Source organism: Streptomyces sp. NPDC052299 (assembly GCF_040679335.1).
Taxonomy (GTDB): domain Bacteria; phylum Actinomycetota; class Actinomycetes; order Streptomycetales; family Streptomycetaceae; genus Streptomyces.
The window spans coordinates 137,080-159,839 of sequence record NZ_JBFAUP010000005.1; the positions used below are offsets into that span (position 1 = coordinate 137,080).

The window sequence follows — 22,760 nt, forward strand, 5'->3', positions numbered from 1 at the left end:
GCCTGCTTTCGCGGTCGGGGGTCGGGGGGGGTGAACGGGGTCAGGGGCCCGGCGGACGGTCCGGGGTCAACGCCGGCCGCCGGGGCCGGTGGCGGCGCGGGCGGCGATGGCCTGCCGGTAGAGCTCGGCGGTGCCGATGGCGGCCTGCTTCCAGGTGAACCGGGCGAGCACCCGCTCACGGCCGGCGGCCCCGAGCCGGGCGCGCAGCTCCGCGTCGCCGAGCAGCCGGCCGAGCGCGTCGGCGAGGGCCCCCGCGTCGCCGGGCGGCACCGCGAGGCAGGTCTCCCCGTCGGGCCCCGCGACCTCCGGGATGGCGCCGCCGGTCGTCGCGACGAGCGGGGTGCCGGTCGCCATGGCCTCGGCGGCGGGCAGCGAGAAGCCCTCGTACAGCGAGGGGACGCAGGCGATCTGCGCGCCGCGCACCAGGTCGACCAGCTCGGAGTCGCTGATGCCCTTGACGAACTCGACGGCGTCCGCGAGGCCGTGCCGCTCGATGGCCCGGGCGACCGGCCCGTCCTCGGCGCGCTTGCCGACGACGACCAGGTGGGCAGCGGGGTTGCCGGTACGGAGCTTGGCGAGGGCCTCCACGAGGTGGACGAGGCCCTTGAGCGGGACGTCGGCGCTGGAGGTGGTGACGATGCGGCCCGGGACCTCGGGGACCGAGGGGTCGGGCGACCACAGATCGGTGTCGGCGCCGATGTGGACGACCCGGATGCGGCGCGGGTCGACGCCGAGGTGGTCCACGATCTCCTGCTTGGAGGAGCCGGAGACGGTGAGCACGGACGGCAGCCGGCGCGCGACCCGCTTCTGCATGCGGGTGAACCCGTACCAGCGGCGCACGGAGGCCCGGCGGCGGCGGCTCGTCGCGGCGTCCAGCTCCAGCTGCCGGTCGACGGTGATGGGGTGGTGGATCGTGGTGACCAGGGGCGCGCCGAGGTCGGCGAGGAGCCCGTAGCCGAGGGTCTGGTTGTCGTGGATGACGTCGAACTCGCCGCGCCGGGCGGCGAGGTGGCGCCGGGCCCGCAGGCTGAAGGTGAGCGGTTCGGGGAAGCCGCCGGTCCACATGGTGGCGACCTCGGCGGCGTCGATCCAGTCCCGGTACTCGCCGCGGCTCGGGGTGCGGAACGGGTCGGGCTGCCGGTACAGGTCGAGGCTGGGCAGCTCGGTGAGCGGGACGCCCTCGTCGAGGACCGGGTAGGGCTGGGCGCCGATGACCTCGACGCGGTGGCCGAGGCGGGCGAGTTCGCGGGCGAGGTGCCGTACGTAGACGCCCTGGCCGCCGCAGAAGGGGTTGCCCTTGTAGGTGAGGAGCGCGATGCGCAGGGGTCCGTCGCCGGGGCCCGTGCCCGGTGCGGCGACGCCCGTACGGGGGCCCGACTCAACGGCCTCAGCGGTCACACTCGGCCCCCTTCTCACTGCGTGTTCGCCGGAGCGTAACCGCCGACGCTAATCTAGAACAAGTTTCAGACTGGGTAGTTCAATGAGCTACGAATCTACCGGCAGGTAGCTTCGACGCAACGGCCGGATCAGGTGATTCACGCCACGGCACACGCCCTGGCCACGGGACGGGACACATGACAGCGGAAGCCAGACCGGCATCGCCGCCCCTGACGGAACGCCAGGAGGCCCGCCGCCGCCGCATCCTGCGGGCCACCGCCGAGCTGGCCGGCCGCGGCGGTTTCGAGGCCGTCCAGATGCGCGAGGTGGCGGAGTCGGCCGGGGTCGCCCTCGGCACGCTGTACCGGTACTTCCCGTCCAAGATCCACCTCCTCGTCGCCACCATGCACGACCGCCTCCGGCAGCTGCGCGGCACCCTCCGCGAACACCCCCCGGCCGGGGACGACGCGGCGGCCCGGGTCGCCGGGACCCTGCTGCGGGCGTTCCGCGCGATGCAGCGCGAACCGCAGCTGGCCGACGCCATGGTGCGCGCGCTGACCTTCGCGGACCGGAGCGCGAGCAGCGAGGTCGACGCCGTCTCACGGCTCACGACGGCGATCATCCTGGACGCGATGGGCACCGGCCACCCGACGCCGGGTCAGCTCTCCGCCGTCCGGGTGGTCGCGTACGCCTGGCACTCCGCGCTGATCACCTGGCTCGCCGGCCGGGCGTCGGACGCCGAGGTCCGCACGGACATCGAGACGGTGTGCCGGCTGGTCGGCCCGGCGGCCCCCTGAAGCGGCTGCCATGTGCGGCACCCACACGCCTCGTGGGTGAGGTGGGGTGCCCTGCACCATATCGACGGCGGCGCGGTGTTCATACGGTTCGGCGACATCACAGGAACACGCCGAGGAGCCGGTCACCATGCCCCGCAGCCGTACCGCCAGCAGAGCCCGCAGATCCCTCAGTGACATCCGTACCGTCGCCGTCCTGGCAGCAGCCGGCCTGCTGCTGACGGGCTGCACCGCCGCCGGGAAGGCGGGCGGCTCCGACACCGCGAAGTCCGCCGGGGACGAGGCCGTCGAGGTCGGCCTGGTGTACTCCAGGACCGGGCTCCTCGCCGACTACGGCAAGCAGTACCGCGACGGCTTCATGGCCGGTCTCGACTACGCCACCCGGGGCACCCGGAAGGTCGCCGGACACCGCATCGAGGTCACCGAGCAGGACGACGCGGGCGACCCGGGCAAGGCGGTCTCCGCCGCGAAGAACCTCATCGGCAAGGGCTACAAGGTGCTGGCCGGCACCACCGACTCCGGCGTCGCCCTCCAGATGGCCCCGCTCGCCGCGCAGAACAAGGTGCTGTACGTCAGCGGACCGGCCGCCACCGACGCGGTGACCGGGATCAACGACTACACCTTCCGCTCCGGCCGCCAGTCGTACCAGGACATCCTGACGGCGGGCACGATGCTCGGCGACGCCAAGGGCAAGAAGGTCACGGTGCTCGCCCAGGACTCCACCTTCGGCCAGGCCAACGTGGCCGCCGTGAAGGCGGTGCTCGGCGGGAAGGGCGCGAAGGTCGGCTCGGTGCTGGCGCCGCCCAGCGCGACGGACCTGACGCCGTTCGCCCGGCAGGTCAAGGCGGGCGGCCCCGACCTGGTCTTCGTCGCCTGGGCCGGGTCCACCGCCCCGGCGCTGTGGACGGCGCTGGACCAGCAGGGCGTGGTGGGCGCGAGCAAGGTCGTCACCGGCCTGGCCGGCACCGCCTCGTACCCGGTATTCGGCGCGGCCGGGTCCAAGGTGTCGTTCCTGGCGCACTACTTCCCGGGCGCGGGCGGGAACAACGCCGTGGAGAAGGCGATGCTGGACGCGGTGGAGAAGGACGGCGGCAGGCCCGACCTGTTCACGCCCGACGGCTTCACGGCCGCCCAGATGATCGTGCACGCCATCGAGAAGGGCAGCGCCACCGACACCGCCGCGATGGTGAAGGCCCTGGAGGGCTGGAGCTTCGACGGGGTCAAGGGGCGGACGCGGGTGCGCGCCGAGGACCACGCGCTGCTCCAGCCGATGTTCGTGGCCCGGCTGGACGGCAAGGGCAAGACCGCCGAGCCGAAGCTGCTGGACACCGAGCAGCTGGACGCCGTCGCGCCGCCCGTGAAGCCCGCGGCGGGCTGAACCGTGACCGCACCCCACACCCTCGGCCAGGCGAGCCCGGCGGACCGGGAGGCGCCCGTGCTCCGGCTGGACGCGCTCGGCTGGAGCGTCGGCGGCGCCACCATCGTCCAGGACGTCTCGCTGAGCGTCCGCGAGGGCGAGTTCCTGGCCTTCATCGGGCCCAACGGGGCGGGCAAGACCTCGCTGTTCAACCTGATCAGCGGGCTGAACCTGCCGACCGCCGGGCGGATCGAGCTGGACGGCGCCGAGATGACGGACCGGCCCGCGCACGTCCGGGCCCGGCGCGGCGTCGGCCGGACCTTCCAGACCTCCAGCCTGTGGCCCGCCATGACCGTCGCCGACCACGTCCGGCTCGCCGCACAGGCCGCCAGGGGCGGCTCGTACCGGCTGTGGCGGCGCGCCGACCCGTACACCGCCGAAGTGACCGGTGTGCTGGAACGCACCGGCCTCGGCCACCGGGCGCGGGCCGCGGCGGGCGAGCTGTCGCACGGCGAGAAGCGGAAGCTGGAGCTCGCCGTGCTGCTGGTGGGCGAGCCCCGGCTGATGCTGCTCGACGAGCCGATGGCCGGGGTGAGCGCCGAGGAGGTCCCGGCCCTCACCGAACTCATCCGCACCCTGCACCGCGAGGAGGGGCGCACGGTCCTCATGGTCGAACACCACATGGACGTCCTGCTCGGCCTCGCGGACCGGCTCGCCGTGATGCACCACGGCCGGCTGCTCGCCCTGGACACCCCGGACGCGGTCACCGCCGACCCGGTCGTGCAGCAGGCGTACCTCGGGGAGGCGCTGTGACGGAGCAACCCCTGCTGGACGTACGGGATCTGCGGGTCCTGATCGGCGGCCGGCACATCCTGCACGGCGTCGACCTCGACGTCACCGCACACGGCGTCACCGCGCTCCTCGGACGCAACGGCGCCGGGAAGACCACCACGGTCCGCGGCATCCTCGGGCTCGTCCCGCGCGCCGGGAGCGTCCGGCTCGACGGCGAGGAGACCGTGGGCCTGCCCACGCACGCCCTGGTCCGGCGCGGCATCGGCTACGCCCCCGAGGACCGGGGGATCTTCGCCGGGCTGACCGTCGCGGAGAACCTGCGCCTGGCCGAGCGGCGCGGCGCGGGCGAACCGGCGTACGGCCTGGTCCACGAGCTGTTCCCGGAACTCAAGCAGCGGGCCCGGCAGTTGGCCGGGACGCTGTCGGGCGGTCAGCAGCAGATGGTGGCCATCGGGCGCACCCTGCTCAACGCGAACCGGCTGATCGTCGCGGACGAGCCGACCAAGGGGCTGGCGCCGAAGGTCGTCACCGAGGTGGCCCGGGTGCTGGAGCGGGCCGCCGAGGCGGTGCCGGTGCTCCTCGTGGAGCAGAACCTCGCCGTGGTGCGCCGGCTGGCCGGGCACTGCGTGGTCCTCGCCGACGGCCGCACCGCCCATCGGGGCCCGGCCGCCGAGCTGCTGGGCGACGCGGAGGCGGCCCGCACGCTGCTCGGCGTGGGCCACGGCCCGCTCCCCGCACACCCTTCCGTGAAGGCGGATTCCTGATGTCCACCCTCGTCCTGCTCACCATGACCGGACTCGGTCTGGGGGCCCTCTACTTCCTCGTCGCGTCCGGACTCTCGCTGATCTTCGGCCTGATGGACGTGCTCAACTTCGCGCACGGGGCGCTGCTGTCCATCGGCGCGTACGGCACCTGGTGGGCCGCGTCCGGCCATCTCCCCGGAGCGGGCCCCGGCGGCGCGGGCTTCGCGCTCGCGGTCCTGTTCGGTACGGCGGTGGGCACCGTCGCCGCCGTGCTCCTCGAACTCGCGGTCGTCCGCCCGCTCTACACCCGGCCGCGCGAACAGGTGCTCGCCACGGTCGGGGTGGGGCTCGCGGTCCCCGCGCTGCTCTCCGGCATCTGGGGCTCGGACGCCCACACCTTCCCCGGGCCCGACGCACTGTCCGGCACCTTCGGGCTGCTGGGCGCCCGGGTCCCGGTCAACCGGCTGGTCCTGGTGGGCGCGGCGGTCGTGGTGCTGGTGGCGCTGCGGCTGTTCCTCGGGCGCACCCGGCACGGGCTGGTGGTCCGGGCGGGCGTCGAGGACCGGGCCATGGTCACCGCGCTCGGCATCGACGTCCGCAAGGCGTTCACGCTGGTCTTCGCGATCGGCGGCTGCGCGGCGGCGCTGGGCGGGGCGCTCGGCGGACTGTACTTCGGCTCGGTCGACCCGCGCCAGGGGACCTCGCTGCTGATCTTCGCGTTCGTCGTCGTGGTCACCGGCGGCATGGGCTCGGTGACCGGCGCCGCCGTGGCGTCCGTGGTCATCGGCCTGGTCCAGCAGTTCGCCAACTACTACACCGCAGCGGGGCTCGGCGATCTGGCGGTCGTCGTCCTGCTCGCCGTGCTGCTGCTGATCCGGCCGCGCGGACTGACGGGGAGGCTCGCGTGAGCACCGCCACCGACACACCCGACCGCACCGCCGGGCGCACCGCCGCCGGGCCGGTCCCCGCCGGGGGGTTCCGCCCGCTGCGCTGGTGGCCCGCCGCCGTCCTGCTCGTCCTGGTGACGGCCCCATTCAGCGCGGTGCCGGTGCCGGGGCTGCTCGACGGTCCGCTGGGCTCGGCGGGCAGCCTGCAACTCCTGGCGACGTGCCTGCTGTTCGGCGCCCTGGCCACCGGCTACGACCTGCTCCTGGGGCGGACCGGGCTGCTGTCCTTCGGGCACGCGCTGTACTTCGCTGCGGGCAGCTACGCCACCAATCTGTTCCTCCTGGAGGCGGGCCTGCCGTTCGCGCTCGCCGGCGTCCTCGGGCTGCTCTTCGGGATCGCGCTCGCCCTGGCCCTGGGGTCGGTGAGCCTGCGCGTGACCGGGATCGGCTTCTCCATGGTGACCCTGGCCTTCGCGCAGGCGGGCTCGATCCTGGTCTCCCGCGACCCCGGCGGGGTCACCGGCGGCGAGGAGGGCCGGGCGGCCCCGTCGGACCTGCTGCCGTCCTCGCTGGTCGGCATCGACAACACCGCCAACCTGTACTGGATCGCGCTGGCCTACCTCGTCCTCACCCTGGGCGTCGTGCACTGGGCGGTCCGCTCCCCCACCGGCCGGGTCTGGGAGGGCATCAAGGAGAACGAGCGCCGGGTGGAGGTCCTCGGCCTGAAGCCGTACGGGTTCAAGCTGACGGCCTTCGTGGTCGCGGGGGCGCTCGCCGCGCTCGGCGGGATCGTGCACCTGCTGCTGACGGGCGGCTCCACCCCGCAGACGACCACGTCGGACTTCACGCTGTCGCTGCTGGTGATGGTGGTGCTCGGCGGCTCCGGCACCCGCTGGGGCCCGATGGCCGGCGGCATCCTCTACACCTGGGCCGACCACCGGCTGGGCGATCTCGCCGGGTCGGGCGCGGTCGCGGACCTGCCGGCGGTCCTGCGCGTACCGCTGTCGCAGCCGTTGTTCCTGCTGGGCGTGGTGTTCGTGGCCGTGGTACATCTGCTGCCCGGCGGCCTGGCCCGGTTGCCGTCCCGGCTGAGGGCAGCATCCTCGAACCGTAAGGAGACCGGAGTCAGTTGAGCCCGCTCGCGGAGTACGAAGAGATCGAAGTCCCCGTGCGCGGGGGCTCCCTGGCGGCCCTGCGCTGGCCGGCCGCCGCCCCGGAGGGGCCGGTCGTGGTGGCCCTGCACGGGATCACCTCCAACGCCCTGTCCTGGGCGGCGGTGGCCCGGCTGCTGAACGGCCGGGCCACGCTGGTCGCCCCCGACCTGCGCGGCCGGGCCGGGAGCGCGCACCTGCCGGGCCCGTACGGGATCGCCGCGCACACCGACGACGTCGCCGCCCTGGCCGAGGCCCTGGGCCCCGGCCGCGTGGTGCTGGCGGGCCACTCGATGGGCGCGTTCGTGGCGGCCCTGGCGGCGGTGCGCCACCCGGACCGCGTCGGGCCGCTGCTGCTCGTGGACGGCGGCATCGGCTTCCCGGCGCCGACGCACCTGACGCCCGACGAGCTGATGACGGCGGTGATCGGCCCGGCGATGGACCGGCTGTCGATGACCTTCCCGGACCGGGCCGCCTACCGCGCGTTCTGGCAGGCGCATCCGGCGTTCGCCGGTGCGTGGTCGGACGAGGTGGACGCGTACATCCAGCGCGACCTGACGGGCGAGGAGCCGGAGCTGCGCTCGTCCTGCCGGATCGACGCGATCCGCACGGACGGGGTCGGGCTGTTCGACGACGAGGTCCTGTCGGCGGTGCGGAAGCTGCCCGTCGACGCGACGCTGCTGTGGGCCGCGCGCGGCCTGATGGACGAGGAGCAGGGCCTGTACGACGAGAGCAGGCTCGCCGCCGCCGGTGTGGACGGGACCCGGGTGGAGCCGGTCGCGGTGGAGGACGTCAACCACTACACGGTCCTCACGGGGGACCGGGGCGCACGTGAGGTGGCCGACCGCCTGGCGGCCCTCGCACCTACGGGCCGCTGACACGGCTTCAGGGGCCGGTCCCGTGGCGGTACCACGAGGCCGGCCCCTGAAGGCCGCGTGCCGACGGGATCAGATCCTGCCGTTCGCCAGCCGGGTCAGCGGGCCCGTACGTGGCTTGGCGGTCGCGCGTCCGGTCGCGAAGGCCACGCCGACGATGCTCACCACGCTCACGGCGGCGCCGGCGGCTATCGCCTTCCTGAGCTTGATGGCGGTCCAGGCGGTGGTGGCCACGCTCCCGACCCTGGCCACGTTGGCCGTCACCACCTGCCGGCCGCTCTGGAGACCGGAGACGGCGGCCTGACCGGCGCGCTGGGTGAGCCCACCGGCCTCGCCCGCGGTGTCCTCGGCCGAGTCCTTGGCCTTGGCTGCCGCGGTCTTCGCCTTGGCGGCCGTGGACTTGGCCTCGTCGGCCGTGGACTTCGCCCGTCCGCCACCGGTGCCGGCCGTCCTTCTCGCCGCACCGGTCGTCCTGCGGGCAGCGGTGGTCCGTGCCTTGCTCCCAGTGGAATTCTTGGTTTCCTTCTCAGCGGTCATGGCGTCCTCCTTGCCTCGGGTGTCCTGTCAAAACCTGGGTGCGGCCCACTCATGCGCCGTTGTGGGGCAGCAGGGAGCCGAGCGGCCCCAGGTCGAGATTGAGGTCGTCCATCGTCAGGTCGTAGCGGTCGCACAGCTCGGTCATGCGCTCGTGCAGGATCATCAGCGTCATGCCGATGCGCTCCTCCTGCTGCTCGCTCAGGTCGCCCCGGTCGACGCGGTGGAGGGCGGTGCGCTCCATGAGCTGGCGGAGCAGTTCGACGATGGTGAGCACCAGCTTCATGAGGTCCCGCTCGACGGTGTCCGGGTCGGTCTCCAGCCTGCGGGCACCGGCCGGAGCGGGGTGGTCGTCCGGTGGTGCGGGGCCGGTCCCGAGCTGCCGGGCCGCCGCGGCCGCCACGGCTTCGGCGAGCGCCGCGGGTGTCCCGCGCTCGCCGTCGTACTCGGTCATGCCGTCCTCCTCGTCGTCCGGGTGATGCGGTGAGGAATCCGCGGGCTCACCACGGCGCCGGCTCCTCGCCGGTGATCGACCGGATCACCGCCCGCAGGTTGATGTGGACGAGGTCGACGTCGGCGATGGAGAGGACCAGGTCGCCGGTGAGGACCGCGCCGCCGTTCAGGAGGCGGTCCAGGAGGTCGATCAGCGCGACGGGCGGGCCCTCCCGGGCCTCGGAAGGGCCGAGCACGCTCCCGACGAGGTCCGCGCTCACGGCCCCTCACCGCCGTCCGACTCCGCCGGGGTGGCGAACGAGTAGGGCGCCCAGGGCCCCGTCACCTCGACCGACACCCCGGGGACGCCGTCGGCCAGGCCGGTGAGCGCCCGGCGCAGTTCCTCGGTGCGCTCCCGGGGGACGAGGTACGCCTCGTTGGCGACGTTCACGCCGGGGTGGGCGGCGAGCTGTCCCTGCTGCGGGCGGTGGACCACGCGGTCCGCGACCACGCCGTCGGCCAGCTGCGCGGCTCGCCCGACCAGCTCGGACGCCGCCCGGTAGGCGTCCCGGTCCTTGCGCCGGGACGCCTGACGCTGCCGCAGATAGGCCCGCCCCGCGCCGGCTCCGGCGGGCGCCGCGGCGGCCGGGGCGGGGGCGTCGGCCGTCCGGGGATCGGCGTAGACCTTCACGCCCAGTTCGACGTGGCCCTCCAGCCGGCCCAGCAGGTCCTCGAACTCCCGGCGTCGCCCGACCAGCATGGCGGCGACCCTCGCGTCGTCCAGGTAGACCGTGGCCAGCCGCATCGGCAGCACCGGCATCTCGGTGAACAGCGCGTCCACCACGGCGTGGTGGGCCCGGGCGAGCGCTTCGAGCCGCGCCAGGTCCTCCAGTTGTGCGGACAGGCCCTGCGCTCCGAAGGTGTCCGCCGGCACGCGGGAGACGAGTGCGCAGAGCCCGCCGGCGGTCACCGGGTACAGGGAGCGGCCGTCCACGCCCGGCAGGCGGGAGGCGAGCCCGTGGAGTGCGGGGCCCTCCCGCCCGACCGCGTAGACATAGGTCAGCCGTGCGCCGTCCGCCGTGTGCGTCCGGGTGCTCATCGTTCTTCCTCCTCCGTGGCCCGGGCCTGCTCCTCCTGAGGGCCGCCCGCCGCCTCGGGGAGCCCGGCGGCCGACCGCAGCCGGGCCAGCTCGGCCCGCAGCCGCTCGTTCTCCTCGGCCAGGGCACCGTCCCCGGGGCGCGCCTCGCTCTCGCGCGCGGGACGGGCCCGTGAGGAGAGCGAGGGATCGTGCTCCCACCAGTCGATGCCCATCTCCTTGGCCTTGTCGACCGAGGCGACGAGCAGCCGCAGCTTGATGGTGAGCAGCTCGATGTCGAGCAGGTTGATCTGGATGTCACCGGCGATGACGACGCCCTTGTCCAGCACCCTTTCCAGGATGTCGGCGAGGTTGGCCGACGAACCCTGCCCGTACGCCGGGGAGCTCCCCCTCGGTGGGGCCGGCAGCCGGCCGGCGAGTGAATCGGACACGGTCTCTCACGCCTTTCGTGGATGTCGGTCGGGGGCCGGGCACGGGCCCGGGTCAGCGGCGGGCGGTGGCCGTCCGGCGGCGGGAGCGGCGGGCCGGCCGGGGCTCCTCGTCCTCCTCCGGCTCCTCGTCCTCCTCCGGCTCCTCGTCCTCCTCCAGCTCCTCTTCTTCCTCCGGCTGCTCTTCGGCGTCCTCGTCCAAGGGCTCGTCCTCCGGACCGGCTTCGTCCTCCGGCTCCTCGAACTCGTCCGTCGGCTCGCCGTCCTCCGGGTCGCCGCCCTCCGGGTCGTCTTCCTCCGGGTCGCCGTCCTCCGGCTCCTCGTCCTCCGGTGCGGCCTCGTCCTCCGGTGCGGCCTCGTCGGCGTACTCGTCGTCCAGCGGCTCTTCCGCCTCGATCGCCTCGTCGTGGCTGACGACGACCTCGCCGTCGCGGATCTCGCCCCGCCAGCCGTCGGTCGCCTCACCGCGCATCATGATGAACTTGCGGTAGAGCTTCAGGTCCAGCCGGGCGCGTCGGCCCTGGGCGCGCCAGATGTTGCCGGTCTTCTCGAACAGCCCCTTGGGGAAGTACTCGAGGACCAGCAGGACGCGGGTCAGGTCGTCGGTGATCGCGTGGAAGGTGACGACGCCCTTGACGGTGCCCTTGGCACCCTCGGTGGTCCAGGTGATGCGTTCGTCCGGCACCTGCTCGGTGACGTTCGCCTTCCAGCTGCGGGTGGACTTGGCGACCTTGACCTTCCAGTTGCTGGTGGTGTCGTCGGCCTTCTCCACGCTCACGACGCCCTTGGCGAACGTGCTGAACTCCTGGAACTGGGTCCACTGGTCGTACGCCTCGCGGACGGGCACGCCGACGTCGATGTCCTCGACGACGGTGACGCTCTTGGACTTCCCTCCGCCGGACTTGCGCCCCTTGCCGAACAACCCCTTGACCTTGTCCTTCACTTTGTCCTTGAGGTGGGAGGCGCCCGCACCGATCGCCGCCTGGGCGGGCGACTTGCCGTCCTTGAGGGCCTGTCCGCCCTTGGCGAGGCTCTTCAGCGCGCCTCCCCCGCCGCCCGGCTCCGCGAGTTTGGAGACCGATTCCCCGAGCCGGTGGCCCAGTTGGGTCACCGTGTGCTCGGCGCGGGCGCGGAGGTAGTTCTGCAGTTCCTCCTTGAGCCGTTCGGCGGCCGGGCTCTTGACGACCTCGTCCTTGATGCCCTTGATCGCGGAGTCAGGCATCGCTGCCTCCCCGGGCCTTGCGGGTGCGGGTGGACGTGGCCTTGGCGGCTCCGCCCGCGCGCTTGCGGGTGGAGGCGGCAGGCTTGCGGGCGGGGGCGGCGGACTTGCGGGTGGAGGCGGCGGGCTTGCGGGTGGAGGCACGGCGGTTCCGCTTCGCGTCGCGGTCCGTCCCGGCCCCGTCGTCGGAGGCAGCCGCGTCCTCGGGGTCCTCGGTGCCCTCGGCGTCCTCGACCGGCTCGTCGTCCTCGGCAGCGGGGCCCGCCGACAGCGACTGGGTGCGCCGCTGCAGGGATTCGGCGAGGCTGCCGGCCCGCTGGGTGACGGCCTTGGTCGCCGCCGTCCTCGTGGCGTCCACCAGCTCCTTGCGGACCTGGTCGTTGAGCGGGCCCAGGGCGGGCGACTCGGCCAGCATCCGGCCGATCCGCCTCGGGTCGAGGTCGAACTTCTTGCCGAGGAGGAACATGCCGAACCCCACGGCGAGCTTGGCCTTCTTGGTCCGCCCGAGCAGGTATCCCCCTGCCAGGGCCACGCCTATCTTGGCGTTCTTCGTCATCTGCGATACACCTCGGATCTCCCCCGGTCGTGTGCGGTCCGGCCGCCGGTCATGACGTGTGCCGTGCGCCGTTGCGGTACTCCTCGATTTCGTCGAGCCGGTCGAGCAGTTCGTCCTCGCGCCGGTCGAACTCCTCGGCCCCGATGACCCCGCTGTTCAGCTCCTGTTCCAGCTGCGCGAGCCGGGCGCGCACCGGTTCGGGGTCGTAGTACTCCTCCTCGGCCGCGTGGACCACCTGGTCGAGGACCCACACCGTCCCCCGGACGGGGGCCAGCGGCAGGGTCAGCAGTTGCGTGATGAGTCCCATCCCGGCAGATCACCTCCGCTCCCGGGCCGGACGGGGCCGCGGCAGCCGTCAGACGAAGCTGTACGGCGGGAGCGGCCCCGTGAGGGTGTACGTGTAGGCGTCGCCCCGCGTGTCGGCCTCCCGCCGGACCGCCTCCACGAAGGCGTCCGCCTCCGCCCGGGGCACGAGGAAGGACAGGTTCAGGAAGTGCTGGGGCCCCGGCTCCGCGGAAGAGCTGCGGGTGGCCGCTGGGGCCAGACGGCCGACGACCTCCTCGGCCTCCCTGGCGTGGCGGGCGCTCACCTCCTGGGCCACCATTTCGCCCAGCGCGAGCCGGTCGTCATGGCTGCCCTGGGCCCGTGCCCGCTCGTTGAGCTGCCGTATCTCGTCGGATTCGGTCATGATCTCCCGCAGGAGGTCGTCCTCGTCCCGGCCGGCCTTCAGGTTGTACTCGACCTGGCCGTCCAGTTCCGCGAGCCGCTCCGCGTAGGAGTCCGCCTCCCGCTCCAGGGCCGCGGTGACCTCCTCGTCACCGGGCCCCACCAGGCCGAAGCGCATCGGCAGGGTCGCCCCCCGTTCCATCAGGGCCTCCAGGACACCCTGATGGGCCAGGACGTCCCGGCGCTTCGCGCGCAGCCCCGGCGGGGCGTCGCTGACCACCGCGGCCAGGCGGTCGGTGCACAGGATCCGCAGGTCCGCGGGCGGGTCACCGACCCCGGACAGGCCGTCCAGCGGCAACGGGTGGCCGGCGCCGGTGATGGCGTAGATGTACGTGGGCACTGCTGCTACTCCTCGCGTCGCTGGGTCTGCCGGCTGGACGTGGACTTGCGGGCGGTCCGCTTGCGCGGCTGCTCCTCCTCGGGCTCGTCGCGCTTGCCCTGCAACGATTCGCTGAACGCCTCGACGGCTCCGGTCAGCGCGCCCTTGGACTTCCCCTTGGCGCCGTTCTCCGTCATGTCGCCGACCAGGTCGGTGAGCTGGCTCGGGGCCTTGCGGCCGGATTCGAGATCCAGCCGGTTGCACGCCTCGGCGAACCGCAGATAGGTGTCGACACTGGCGACCACCACGCGGACGTCGATTTTGAGGATTTCGATGCCCACCAGGGAGACGCGGACGAATGCGTCGATGACCAGTCCCCGGTCGAGTATGAGCTCGAGAACGTCGTAGAGATTTCCCGAGCCGCCGCTCCCGGCGGACGTCGCATTGCTCTGCTGCACGAGTGTCATGGGAACTCCTTTCGGTGATCCTCGTACGTTCGACGACGGAGTCCCTCAGCGACGGTCGATCTGCCCTCGGGCATACCGGTGCACGCGTTCGTAGGACATCAGCCGCCCCTGGCGGTCGAGTTGCACCCGGTAGGAGGCCAGCACGCTCATCGTGTCCGGAACCCGCTCCAGCTCGACCACTTCGACATCCGCCGACCAGCCGTCCTCGGTCGCTTTCACCGCGGAGACCGAATCGGGCTCGCACTGAAGCATTTCCGAGAGCTGTGCGGCGGCCTGCCGCATCGCGGTGAGCGCGTCGACGCGCTTTTCTTCGTGACCGTTTCCGGTGTCCTTTTCGGTGCTCATCCTTCCCCTGTCGCCGGGGAGCGCCGCTGCCTGTCCGGCCTCCGTCGTCATGGCTTCCGTTCGCATGCCCCTGCATTCCGGAGGCATGCGTGGCGGGGCGCGAATGACGACGACGCGGCATTTTCCGCGGCCGCTGATCCGGGCGGCCGCGGAAAAACCGCGTCGTCGTGGCGTTCAGCCGGTGCAGCCGCTGTCCGCGATCACGAAGTAGCCGGCCGGGGACTCCTTCAGGGTGTGGCTGACGAAGACGTTGTACAGGCCCATGTTCTGGTCGGAGCCGTTCGCGTAGACGTACCCGCCGGACAGGTGCGCCCGGCCCGCCGTGACGTGGGCGTAGTTCGTGGCGGCGTAGCACTGCGCGGGGCCGGGATCACCGGGGTCCCCGGGATCGCCCGGGTCACCGGGGTCGCCCGGTTCGGTGCCGCCGTCCAGGCCCCAGAAGACGCCCGTGTAGTACGTGGAGCAGAGGGTGTTCAGGAAGTACGCGGCCGTCGAGCCGCACTGCTGGGCGCCCGAACCGGGGCTGACCGGCAGACCGTGGCCCATGCCGGAGACCGAGTACATCTCGACGGCCGGCTTCCCCGAGGCGTCGTCGTAGACGGTGCGGGTGGTGCCGCCGGGGAGGCTGTCCGTGGACGACGGGGTCTGGCCGATGCCCCAGACATCGGTCCACTGGTCGCGGAGGGCCGTCGCGTTGGCCGGGTACACCGTGTAGTCCGAGGTGCCCTGCCAGATCGCGACCCGGGGCCACGGACCGCCGTAGCCGGGATGGGCGGCGCGGACCTTGTCGCCCCACTGCGCGGGCGTCAGCTTCTGCGGGCCCGTCTGGCAGCCCGATGCGGCGGCCTGGCTGGTCGCGCACTGGGCGGGCAGCCCGGAGGCCACGGAGCCGCCCGCGAAGACGTCCGGGTAGGCGGCGAGCAGGTCGGCGGTCATCCCGCCGCCCGCCGAGAGCCCGGTGACGTACACCCGGTCCGCGTCGGAGCCGTAGGTCTTCTTCGCGTAGTCGACCATCTGCACGATCGACGCGGCCTCGCCCTTGCCCCGGGTGTCCTCGTTCGGGTCGAACCAGCTGAAACAGGACAGCGCGTTGTTCGCCGACGTGGTCTGCGGGAAGACGACGGCGAAGCCCCACTCGTCGGCGTACTTCGGCCAGCCGGAGTTGGTGTAGTACGCGTTCGCGGTCTGCGTGCAGCCGTGCAGGGCGACGACCAGGGGGGCGTTCGCGGGGAGCCCTGCGGGGGTGTACGCGTACATCTGGAGGTTGCCGGGGTTGGAGCCGAAGCCGGTCACCTGCTGGAGGCCGGCAGCGGCGGCGGGCTGCGCGGTGGTGACGCTCAGCGTCGCCGCGAGCAGGCCGAGGACGGCCGTCGCCGCGACGCGGCGGCAGAGGCGTTTCAGGATGGATGGGCGCACGGGTGCGTTCTCCTGCCGTGGGGGTACGGGTCGCTGCCGGAACCTACGAGCGGCACCGGCCCCCGCCCATGGGACCGGTGGCCACAACCCGGCCCCCGCTGTGTGCCCCGACTCCCTTGCGCGGCCCCGCACGGCGGTTGCCGGGGAGCGCGCACCATGTACGCCGCCACCATGCCCCGGTACGCGGGTGTGTGCACCGACGCCGTGTGACGCGGGGCCGCGCGTACCTACGGTGACGGCCATGGAGACTTCCCGCAGACCGGATCACCAGCCCGCCGCCGCCCCCGCGCAGGCGTCCGCAGAACCCGTCCTGGCCGGGCGCACCGCGCTGGTGACCGGGGCGGCGAGCGGCATCGGACGGGCCTGTGCGCAGGCGCTCGCCGCCGCGGGCGCCCATGTGCACGTCGTGGACCGGGCCGGTGAGGCCGCCGAGCGGCTGGCGAAGGAGATCGGCGGAACGCCCTGGGTGGTGGACCTGTCCGAGCCCGACGTCGTGGACACCCTGCCCGCCGATGCGGACGTGGTGGTCAACAACGCGGGCCTCCAGCACGTGGCGCCGGTGCACGCGTTCCCGCCGGACCGGTTCGCGCTGATCCAGCGCGTGATGGTGGAGACCCCGTTCCGTGTCTTGCGCCGGACCCTGCCGGGCATGTACGAACGCGGCTGGGGGCGCGTGGTCAACATCTCGTCGGTGCACGGGCTGCGCGCGAGCCCGTACAAGTCGGCCTACGTCACGGCCAAGCACGCACTGGAGGGGCTGAGCAAGGTGGTCGCGCTCGAAGCGGCGGAGCACGGGGTGACGAGCAACTGCGTCTGCCCCGGATACGTGCGCACCCCGCTGGTCGAGAACCAGATCGCCGACCAGGCCCGGACGCACGGCATCTCCGAGGACGAGGTCGTCGGGCGGGTGATGCTGGAACGGAGCGCCGTCAAGCGGCTGATCGAGCCCGCGGACGTCGCCGAGGCGGTCCTGTGGCTGTGCGGCCCGCGCACCGGGCACATCACCGGCTCCTCGCTCTCCATGGACGGCGGCTGGACCGCTAACTGACCCGCCGCCCCGAACCCTCCGAGGAACCCTGGACGCCATGCCTGAACCGCTCCCCTCCGCCGCGCCCCACCTCCGGCGCCTGTTCGACCTGCTGGCCGACGACGCCCCGGCCGAGGCGCTGGGGGCGGTCTCCTCGCAGGCGCGGGCGGACGGGGTGCCCGCCGACGAGCTGGCGGAGGTGGAGCGGGCGACGGCGACCGCGCTGCGGATCAGGAGCGCGCTGCGCCAGCACCGGCGCCGCGAGGCCCAGTTGACCGCGCTGTTCGACACGGCGGGCGACCTGGCGGCCTCGCGCGACCTGGACGACGTGCTGAAGGCGATCGTGCGGCGGGCCAGGATGCTGCTGGGCACGGACACCGCTTATCTGACCCTGCCGGACGAGGAGGCCGGGGACACCTACATGCGGGTCACGGACGGATCGGTCTCCGTGCTCTTCCAGCGGCTGCGGCTGGAGCTGGGCGAGGGCCTGGGCGGTCTGGTGGCGCAGACGGCGAGCCCGTACGCGACGCCGGACTACCGCACGGACGACCGCTTCCGCCACACCCGCAACATCAACGCCGGGGTGCTGGACGAGGGCCTGGTCGCGATCCTGGGCGTGCCGCTGCTGCTCGGGTCGAGCCGGGGCGGTACGGGAAAGGTGATTGGCGTCCTGTTCGCGGCGGACCGCTCGCCCCGGGTCTTCAGCCCGGACGAGGTGGCCCTGCTCTGCTCGCTGGCCGCGCACGCGGCGATCGCCATCGACACCGCCCGCGCGCTCGCCGACACCACCGCCGCGCTGGCCGGACTGGCCGAGGCGAACGCGGAGCTGGCCGAGGCCAACGCCTCCGTGCGGGCGCACTCGGCGGCGATGGCACGGGCGGAGGAGGCGCACGACCGGCTCACCGACCTGGTGCTGCGCGGCCGGGACGTCAAGGACGTGGCGGCAGCGGTCGCCGGGCTGCTCGGCTCGCCGCTGACCATTCACGACCCGGGCGGCCGCCCGCTGGCCGCGGTCCGCCCGGACGGTACGGACTTCGCCGCCGACAGCATGGACGCGGGCTGGCTGGCGGAGGCGGCCGAGGAGTCGCGTACCGGGGCGCGGGCCGTGCACCGCGACGGGCGGGTGGTGTGCGCGGTGCTCGCCGGTCACGAGCTGCTGGCCGGGCTCGTCCTGCACCGGGCCCGCCCGCTGGACGACTCGGACCGGCGGCTGTTCGAGCGGTCGGCGGTGGTGACGGGGCTGCTGTTGCTGCTGCGGCGGACGGTGGCCGAGACGGAGAACCGGATACGCGGTGAGCTGATCGCGGACCTGCTCGCGGACCCGGCCCGTGACCCGGCGGGGCTGGCCGAGCGGGGCCGCCGCCTCGGCATCGACCTGGACCGCCCGCATCTGCTGCTCGTGGCGGAGACCGGGGCGCGCGAGCGCCTGGCACCGGCCGCGATGCGCTTCCTGTTCGGCGGCGAGCACCAAGGCGTGAGCGCCGAACACGCGGGCGCCGTGGTGTTGTTGACGGAGGACGACGGGACGGCTGCGGGTGCGGCGGCCCGGGCGGCGGCGGCCCAGCTGGGGCAGCTGGCCCAGGCCCCGGTCACGGTGGCGGCCGCCGGTCCGGCCCGGGGCGCCGGGGGGCTGGCCGCCGCCTACGCGGAGGCGGCGCGCTGTCTGCGGGCGATGCGGGTGCTGGGGCGGACCGGCGAGGGCGCGTGCGTGGAGGAGCTGGGGTTCCTGGGCGTGGTGCTGGGCAACGCGCAGGACGTGGACGGCTTCGTGGCGGCGACGCTGGGGCCGCTGCTGGAGTACGACGCACAGCGCGGCACGCAGCTGGTGCGGACGCTGAGCGCGTACTTCGGGGCGGGCGGCAGCCTGATCCGGGCCAAGGACGAGCTGCACGTCCACGTCAACACGGTGGTGCAGCGCCTGGACCGCGTCCAGGTGCTGCTGGGCCGCGACTGGAACGAGCCGGACCGAGCGCTGGAACTCCAACTGGCTCTGCGGCTGCATCTGTTGTCGGGGGCCGCCCGGGACACGCGACCGCTCCGGCGGGCAGAATCCTGAACCGTGACGATCACCGCGCGCGCCCTCAACCGGGCGACCCTCAGCCGTCAGCTCCTTCTGGCCCGTGAGCCGCTGACGGCGGCCGACGGGGTGCGGCGGGTGGTCGCGCTCCAGGCCCAGCAGCCGGCCTCGCCGTACATCGCCCTGTGGAACCGGCTCTCGGGCTTCACCCCGGAGGCGCTCGACGCGGCCTTCGCGGAGCGGTCGGTGGTGAAGGCGACGCTCATGCGGATCACGCTGCACGCGGTGCACGCCGAGGACTATCCGGCGTTCCGGGCGGCGATGCAGCCGGTCCTGTACGGCTCGCGGCTCGGCTCCCGGTTCACCGCGTCCGGGCTCAGCGCGGCCGACGGCGAGGAACTGGTGGCGCGGGTCCTGGAGTTCGCCCGCACGCCGAGGTCGTCGGCCGAGATGCAGGCGTGGCTGGCGGAGCTCTACGGCGCGGAGCGCAAGGACGCGGTGTGGTGGGGCATGAAGAACTACGCCCCGCTGCATCACGTCCCGACCGGCCCGCCGTGGTCCTTCGGCGCGCGTGCCGCGTTCGTCGCGGCGGGCGAGGGCCCCGCGCCCCGGGGCCGGGAGGTGGACCGGGCGGCGCTGCGCACGCTGATCCTGCGCTGTCTGGCCGGGTTCGGCCCGGCGTCGGTCGCGGACGTGGCGCAGTTCTCGATGGTGGGGCGGGCGCCGGTCCGGGCGGAGCTGACGGCCATGGCGGACGAGGTGGAGCGGCTTCGGGGGCCGGGCGGGGAGGTGCTGTTCGACCTCCCGGGCGCCTCCCGGCCGGACGCCGACACCCCGGCCCCGTCCCGGCTCATGGCGATGTGGGACTCCACGCTGCTGGCGTACGCGGACCGGGCCCGGGTGATACCGCCGGAGTACCGCCCGCTGGTGATCCGGCGCAACGGGGACGTGCTGCCGACCCTGCTGGTGGACGGCTTCGTCGCGGGCGTGTGGCGCCCGACGACCGAGGGGGTCGAGGCCACGGCGTTCCACCCGCAGCCGCCCGCCGTCTGGGACGAACTGGCGGCGGAGGCCGAGGCGTTGACCGCGTTCCTCGGCACCCGCGAGCGGGCGGTCTACAACCGCTACCACCACTGGTGGGCGAAACTCCCGGACGCGGATGTGCGGATGCTCTAGGACCTTCCTGCCGGCGGCGGGTGCGGGGCGCGGAAGGTGAAGGCGTCGGGGGTGTCGCCCTTCGCGCGGAGCAGGGCGATGCGTTCCATCGCCTCCTCGACGCCCGGGCGGTGACCGGCCGGGACCCACCACAGGGCCATGTGGTGGTCGGCCAGGCGCTCGAACCACTCGCGGCGGCGGGCCATGACCCTCAGGTGATCGCTGCGGTACACGTACGCCTTCAGGGCGTCGACCGATTCCCAGACCGAGCAGTTGAACAGGAGGAACTGGTCCTCGTCCTCGGGGCGCAGGCTCGTGGCGTCGGCCCCGCCGTCGTCCACCATCCGCCAGACGAAGCCGGGGGCGTGGTCGGCGAGGGCGTTGATCTCGGGGAGCTGTGCGACGAAGTCGGCGAGCTGGGGGCTGTCGAGCGGGGCGAGGATGCGCCCGATGTTGACCTGGGCAAGGTGGAAGTCGTTCACGGGCCCAAGCATGGCCGGGTGAACCTTCTAAAGTCAACGGATTCTTTTTTAGAAGTCGGCGGTCCCCTCGGGGCCCTCGACCGCGACGCAACAGCCTTCCGGCAGCGGCTCCATGACCGCCTTCCAGCCCTCGGGGAGCAGCCCTTCGATCCCGGCGAGGTTCATCCCGCAGACCAGGGCCGGGAATTGCTCGGCCAGCGCGTGGAACGGGCAGTTGCGCAGCCGGAGCTTTCCGCAGCCCCAGTACGGTTCGTAGCCGCGCTCCCGCAGCGCCTCGACGGGGTCCGCCGTGCTCGCCGCCTCCCCGGCCGCGCGCGCCGCCGCCTGCAGCTCGTTGTCGAGCCCGGCCCGTTCGACCACCTCGGCGAGCAACTGGCCGACGGTGTCGTAGGAACGCGGCGGTACGGAGACGGCGTGCTCGCCGGCCGCCCGCCGGTACAGCTTGGAGGGCCGCCCGGCGCCGGGGCCGGTGCGCCCGGAGAGCCGGCGGAAGCCGGCCTCCAGGAGCCCGGCGTCCACGAGCTTGTCCAGGTGGAACGCGGCCACGGCCCGCGTCACCCCGACCGCGTCCGCCGCGGCGTCCCGCGTGACGTCGCCCTGGGCGGCGGCCACGTGCCGGTACAGTCCGCGGCGTACGGGGTCCCCGAGGGCCGCCAGCGCATCCAGGGCGGCGTCGTCACTGCTCACGGACCCGAGTCTAGGCGGCACGCCTCTCGGGGGCGCTGCCCCCGAACCCCCGCTGCTCAATCGCCGGAGGGGCTTGATTTTGCCCCCGGCGCGAGACCAAGCCTCTCCGGCGCTTGAGGAGCGGGGTCCGGGGCAGCGCCCCGGTTTCGGGAAGGGGCGGGGAGGGGAAGAAACCCCGCCCGCTAGACTGGCCGCGTCGTCACTATGCCCGTTCAGGGGGAAGCCGGTGCGAATCCGGCACTGACCCGCAGCCGTAAACCGCCGCGAGGCGAAAGTCGGAATGCCCTGCCCGAGTCGTGACCCGCTCACGCCGCCGGAACCCCGGCGGCCCGCCCCGTCGAGGAATACGGAGCCGGAGCCTGGTGCCGTGTGTGCCGTCCCCGGCCCCCAGGAGAGGCACCGCCCGCCATGACCGCACGCCGCAGCGCCGCCGCGCTCGCCGTCACCGCCGCCGCGCTCTGCGCGGCCGCCGCCCCGGCGGCCGTCGCCGCGCCGTCGCCGTCGCCCTCCCCCTCGGCCGCGCTGCCCTCCGGGCTCTACGGCACCGGCGACCCGACGTACGACGGGGTGTGGCGGCAGTCACTCGCCTTCCTCGCGCAGCAGGCCACCGGTGTGACCCCGGCCACGAAGGCCGTCGACTGGCTGACCGGCCAGCAGTGCGACAGCGGCGCCTTCCCCGCGTACCGTCCGGACGCCTCCGCGCCCTGCACCGACAAGACGGTGGTCGACACCAACGCGACGGCCGCCGCGGCCCAGGCCCTGCGCGCGATCGGCGGCCACCAGGACGCCGTCGCGAACGCGGTCAGCTGGCTGAAGTCCGTCCAGAACGAGGACGGCGGCTGGGGCTACACCGCGGGCAGCCCGAGCGACGCGAACTCCACGTCCATCGTGATCGGCTCCCTCGCCCGGGCCGGCGAGAAGCTGGGCGACGTGACGACGCACGGCGGCAAGACCCCGTACGCCGCGCTGCTGACGTTCTCCATCCCCTGCGGCGGCAAGGACGGCGGCGCCTTCGCCTACCAGCCCGACAAGTCCGGCAAGCTCGCCGCCAACGGTGACGCCACCGCCGCCGGTGTCCTCGGCGCGCTCGGCAAGGGCCTGGTCGTCTCGGACAACGCGGCCGTGAAGGACCCCGCCTGCCACCAGGGGTCCCCGCTCGAACCGGAGCAGGCCGCGCAGAACGGCGCCTCCTACCTCGCGACCGCCCTCGCGAAGAACGGCCACCTGGACCTGCCGAAGATGCCCGGCGCCGAGGACAGCGAGCCGCAGCCCGACTTCGGCAACACCGCCGACGCGGTCGTCGCCCTGTCCGCCGCCGGGCACAAGGACAAGGCGGCCGGCCCGGTCGCCTGGCTGAAGAAGAACTCCGCCGCCTGGGCGAAGCAGAGCGGCCCCGCCGCCTACGCCCAGCTGATCCTGGCCGCCCACGCGACCGGCGCCGACGTCCACGACTTCGGCGGCGCCGACCTCGTCGCCCAGCTGAACGCGACCGGCCCCGAGCCGGCCGCCGTGAAGAAGCCGGAGCCGACGGCCACGGAGGACGAGGAGAAGAAGGACAGCGGCGACGGCGACGGCATCGGCGGCGTCTGGTGGTTCGTCGGCATCGGCCTCGCGGTCGGCGCGGGCGCCGGCTTCCTGATCAGCGGCCGCCGCAAGAACCAGCAGCTGTGAGGGGCTGCCGGGTGGCCTCGGGCCGGTCGAGCGGACGCGGTCCGGTGCGTGCGATTCCAAGGCAGAGGAGGGAGTCGACGCGGAGCGTCGCTGACCGACGACAACGCCGGAAGCGTGCGTGCCGGGGCGTGGCCGCCCGGTCCGAGGCCACCCGGCAGCCCCACCGCCGCGTCGGACGGGCGCTCGCGCTCCTCGTCCTCGGTGCCG

The 22,760-nt window shown here is 73.6% G+C and carries 26 protein-coding genes and 1 riboswitch; of the genes, 11 read left to right on the forward strand and 15 right to left on the reverse strand.

The features are described 5' to 3' along the window. Positions 1–66: 66 nt before the first annotated feature. A complete protein-coding gene (locus AB0L33_RS10465) occupies positions 67–1,398 on the reverse strand; it encodes a glycosyltransferase family 4 protein (protein ID WP_365679685.1) in 1,332 nt (443 codons plus the stop codon). Between the two features lie 176 nt (positions 1,399–1,574). On the opposite strand from AB0L33_RS10465, the gene AB0L33_RS10470 reads away from it, so the two are divergent. The 7 genes from AB0L33_RS10470 (at position 1,575) to AB0L33_RS10500 (ending at position 7,979) form a co-directional block, all read left to right on the forward strand. Then, positions 1,575–2,174 (forward strand): TetR family transcriptional regulator, encoded by a 600-nt coding sequence (locus AB0L33_RS10470; RefSeq protein WP_365679687.1) that lies wholly within the window; start codon positions 1,575–1,577, stop codon positions 2,172–2,174. A 127-nt stretch (positions 2,175–2,301) separates the two neighbouring features. Beyond that, on the forward strand, positions 2,302–3,549 hold the full coding sequence (locus tag AB0L33_RS10475; RefSeq protein WP_365679688.1) for a substrate-binding domain-containing protein: 1,248 nt from the start codon (positions 2,302–2,304) through the stop codon (positions 3,547–3,549). Positions 3,550–3,552: 3 nt separating this feature from the next. Then, positions 3,553–4,341, forward strand: coding sequence for an ABC transporter ATP-binding protein (locus AB0L33_RS10480; protein WP_365679690.1), 789 nt, complete (start codon positions 3,553–3,555; stop codon positions 4,339–4,341). Next, entirely contained in the window at positions 4,338–5,084 is a 747-nt protein-coding gene (locus AB0L33_RS10485; protein ID WP_365679692.1) for an ABC transporter ATP-binding protein, read from the forward strand. Before AB0L33_RS10480 ends, AB0L33_RS10485 begins: the two co-directional genes overlap by 4 nt. Further along, positions 5,084–5,971 (forward strand): branched-chain amino acid ABC transporter permease, encoded by an 888-nt coding sequence (locus tag AB0L33_RS10490; RefSeq protein WP_365679693.1) that lies wholly within the window; start codon positions 5,084–5,086, stop codon positions 5,969–5,971. The genes AB0L33_RS10485 and AB0L33_RS10490 overlap by 1 nt, the downstream gene beginning before the upstream one ends. Then, positions 5,968–7,083 (forward strand): branched-chain amino acid ABC transporter permease, encoded by a 1,116-nt coding sequence (locus AB0L33_RS10495; RefSeq protein ID WP_365679695.1) that lies wholly within the window; start codon positions 5,968–5,970, stop codon positions 7,081–7,083. The genes AB0L33_RS10490 and AB0L33_RS10495 overlap by 4 nt, the downstream gene beginning before the upstream one ends. Beyond that, positions 7,080–7,979, forward strand: a complete 900-nt coding sequence (locus AB0L33_RS10500; RefSeq protein ID WP_365679697.1) for an alpha/beta hydrolase — start codon at positions 7,080–7,082, stop codon at positions 7,977–7,979. Before AB0L33_RS10495 ends, AB0L33_RS10500 begins: the two co-directional genes overlap by 4 nt. A 69-nt stretch (positions 7,980–8,048) precedes the next feature. Here the strand turns inward: AB0L33_RS10500 and AB0L33_RS10505 are convergent, their stop codons facing one another. The 12 genes from AB0L33_RS10505 to AB0L33_RS10560 all read right to left on the reverse strand — a co-directional run bounded on the left by AB0L33_RS10505 (position 8,049) and on the right by AB0L33_RS10560 (position 15,514). Further along, positions 8,049–8,513, reverse strand: coding sequence for a hypothetical protein (locus AB0L33_RS10505; protein WP_365679699.1), 465 nt, complete (start codon positions 8,511–8,513; stop codon positions 8,049–8,051). A gap of 49 nt (positions 8,514–8,562) precedes the next feature. After that, on the reverse strand, positions 8,563–8,964 hold the full coding sequence (locus AB0L33_RS10510) for a gas vesicle protein K (RefSeq protein WP_365679702.1): 402 nt from the start codon (positions 8,962–8,964) through the stop codon (positions 8,563–8,565). Positions 8,965–9,010: 46 nt separating this feature from the next. Then, a complete protein-coding gene (locus tag AB0L33_RS10515; protein WP_365679704.1) occupies positions 9,011–9,223 on the reverse strand; it encodes a gas vesicle protein in 213 nt (70 codons plus the stop codon). Further along, positions 9,220–10,041, reverse strand: a complete 822-nt coding sequence (locus AB0L33_RS10520) for a GvpL/GvpF family gas vesicle protein (RefSeq protein ID WP_365679706.1) — start codon at positions 10,039–10,041, stop codon at positions 9,220–9,222. Before AB0L33_RS10520 ends, AB0L33_RS10515 begins: the two co-directional genes overlap by 4 nt. After that, a complete protein-coding gene (locus AB0L33_RS10525; protein WP_365679708.1) occupies positions 10,038–10,469 on the reverse strand; it encodes a gas vesicle protein in 432 nt (143 codons plus the stop codon). The genes AB0L33_RS10520 and AB0L33_RS10525 overlap by 4 nt, the downstream gene beginning before the upstream one ends. A 52-nt stretch (positions 10,470–10,521) precedes the next feature. Then, the gene (locus AB0L33_RS10530; RefSeq protein ID WP_365679710.1) at positions 10,522–11,688 is read right to left on the reverse strand and encodes an SRPBCC family protein; all 1,167 of its coding nucleotides are present in this window, start codon (positions 11,686–11,688) and stop codon (positions 10,522–10,524) included. Beyond that, a complete protein-coding gene (locus tag AB0L33_RS10535) occupies positions 11,681–12,241 on the reverse strand; it encodes a hypothetical protein (RefSeq protein WP_365679712.1) in 561 nt (186 codons plus the stop codon). Before AB0L33_RS10535 ends, AB0L33_RS10530 begins: the two co-directional genes overlap by 8 nt. A gap of 49 nt (positions 12,242–12,290) precedes the next feature. Next, a complete protein-coding gene (locus AB0L33_RS10540; RefSeq protein WP_365679714.1) occupies positions 12,291–12,548 on the reverse strand; it encodes a gas vesicle protein GvpG in 258 nt (85 codons plus the stop codon). Between the two features lie 48 nt (positions 12,549–12,596). Next, positions 12,597–13,307 carry a GvpL/GvpF family gas vesicle protein gene (locus tag AB0L33_RS10545; RefSeq protein ID WP_365679716.1) on the reverse strand — a complete coding sequence of 237 codons (711 nt, stop codon included), beginning with the start codon at positions 13,305–13,307 and terminating at the stop codon, positions 12,597–12,599. Positions 13,308–13,312: 5 nt separating this feature from the next. Then, positions 13,313–13,753 (reverse strand): gas vesicle structural protein GvpA, encoded by a 441-nt coding sequence (locus tag AB0L33_RS10550; RefSeq protein WP_365679717.1) that lies wholly within the window; start codon positions 13,751–13,753, stop codon positions 13,313–13,315. 45 nt (positions 13,754–13,798) lie between these two features. Then, positions 13,799–14,098, reverse strand: a complete 300-nt coding sequence (locus tag AB0L33_RS10555) for a gas vesicle protein (protein ID WP_365679719.1) — start codon at positions 14,096–14,098, stop codon at positions 13,799–13,801. A gap of 174 nt (positions 14,099–14,272) precedes the next feature. Then, entirely contained in the window at positions 14,273–15,514 is a 1,242-nt protein-coding gene (locus AB0L33_RS10560) for a PHB depolymerase family esterase (protein WP_365679721.1), read from the reverse strand. Positions 15,515–15,755: 241 nt separating this feature from the next. On the opposite strand from AB0L33_RS10560, the gene AB0L33_RS10565 reads away from it, so the two are divergent. The 3 genes from AB0L33_RS10565 to AB0L33_RS10575 are packed head-to-tail and all read left to right on the forward strand — an operon-like array spanning position 15,756 to position 19,734. After that, positions 15,756–16,562 (forward strand): 3-hydroxybutyrate dehydrogenase, encoded by an 807-nt coding sequence (locus tag AB0L33_RS10565; protein WP_365679723.1) that lies wholly within the window; start codon positions 15,756–15,758, stop codon positions 16,560–16,562. Positions 16,563–16,599: 37 nt separating this feature from the next. Next, positions 16,600–18,597: a GAF domain-containing protein gene (locus tag AB0L33_RS10570; protein WP_365679725.1), complete on the forward strand. Its 1,998-nt coding sequence runs from the start codon at positions 16,600–16,602 to the stop codon at positions 18,595–18,597. 3 nt (positions 18,598–18,600) lie between these two features. After that, on the forward strand, positions 18,601–19,734 hold the full coding sequence (locus tag AB0L33_RS10575) for a winged helix DNA-binding domain-containing protein (RefSeq protein ID WP_365679727.1): 1,134 nt from the start codon (positions 18,601–18,603) through the stop codon (positions 19,732–19,734). Here the strand turns inward: AB0L33_RS10575 and AB0L33_RS10580 are convergent. Together AB0L33_RS10580 and AB0L33_RS10585 are read right to left on the reverse strand one after the other, a co-directional pair. Continuing rightward, positions 19,731–20,195: a DUF3291 domain-containing protein gene (locus tag AB0L33_RS10580; RefSeq protein WP_365679729.1), complete on the reverse strand. Its 465-nt coding sequence runs from the start codon at positions 20,193–20,195 to the stop codon at positions 19,731–19,733. The genes AB0L33_RS10575 and AB0L33_RS10580 overlap by 4 nt on opposite strands. Before the next feature lie 48 nt (positions 20,196–20,243). Further along, on the reverse strand, positions 20,244–20,882 hold the full coding sequence (locus AB0L33_RS10585) for a helix-turn-helix domain-containing protein (RefSeq protein WP_365679731.1): 639 nt from the start codon (positions 20,880–20,882) through the stop codon (positions 20,244–20,246). A gap of 172 nt (positions 20,883–21,054) precedes the next feature. Next, positions 21,055–21,189: riboswitch (cobalamin riboswitch) on the forward strand. Between the two features lie 101 nt (positions 21,190–21,290). On the opposite strand from AB0L33_RS10585, the gene AB0L33_RS10590 reads away from it, so the two are divergent. Continuing rightward, positions 21,291–22,553 (forward strand): prenyltransferase/squalene oxidase repeat-containing protein, encoded by a 1,263-nt coding sequence (locus AB0L33_RS10590; protein ID WP_365679733.1) that lies wholly within the window; start codon positions 21,291–21,293, stop codon positions 22,551–22,553. The last annotated feature ends 207 nt before the right edge of the window (positions 22,554–22,760 follow it).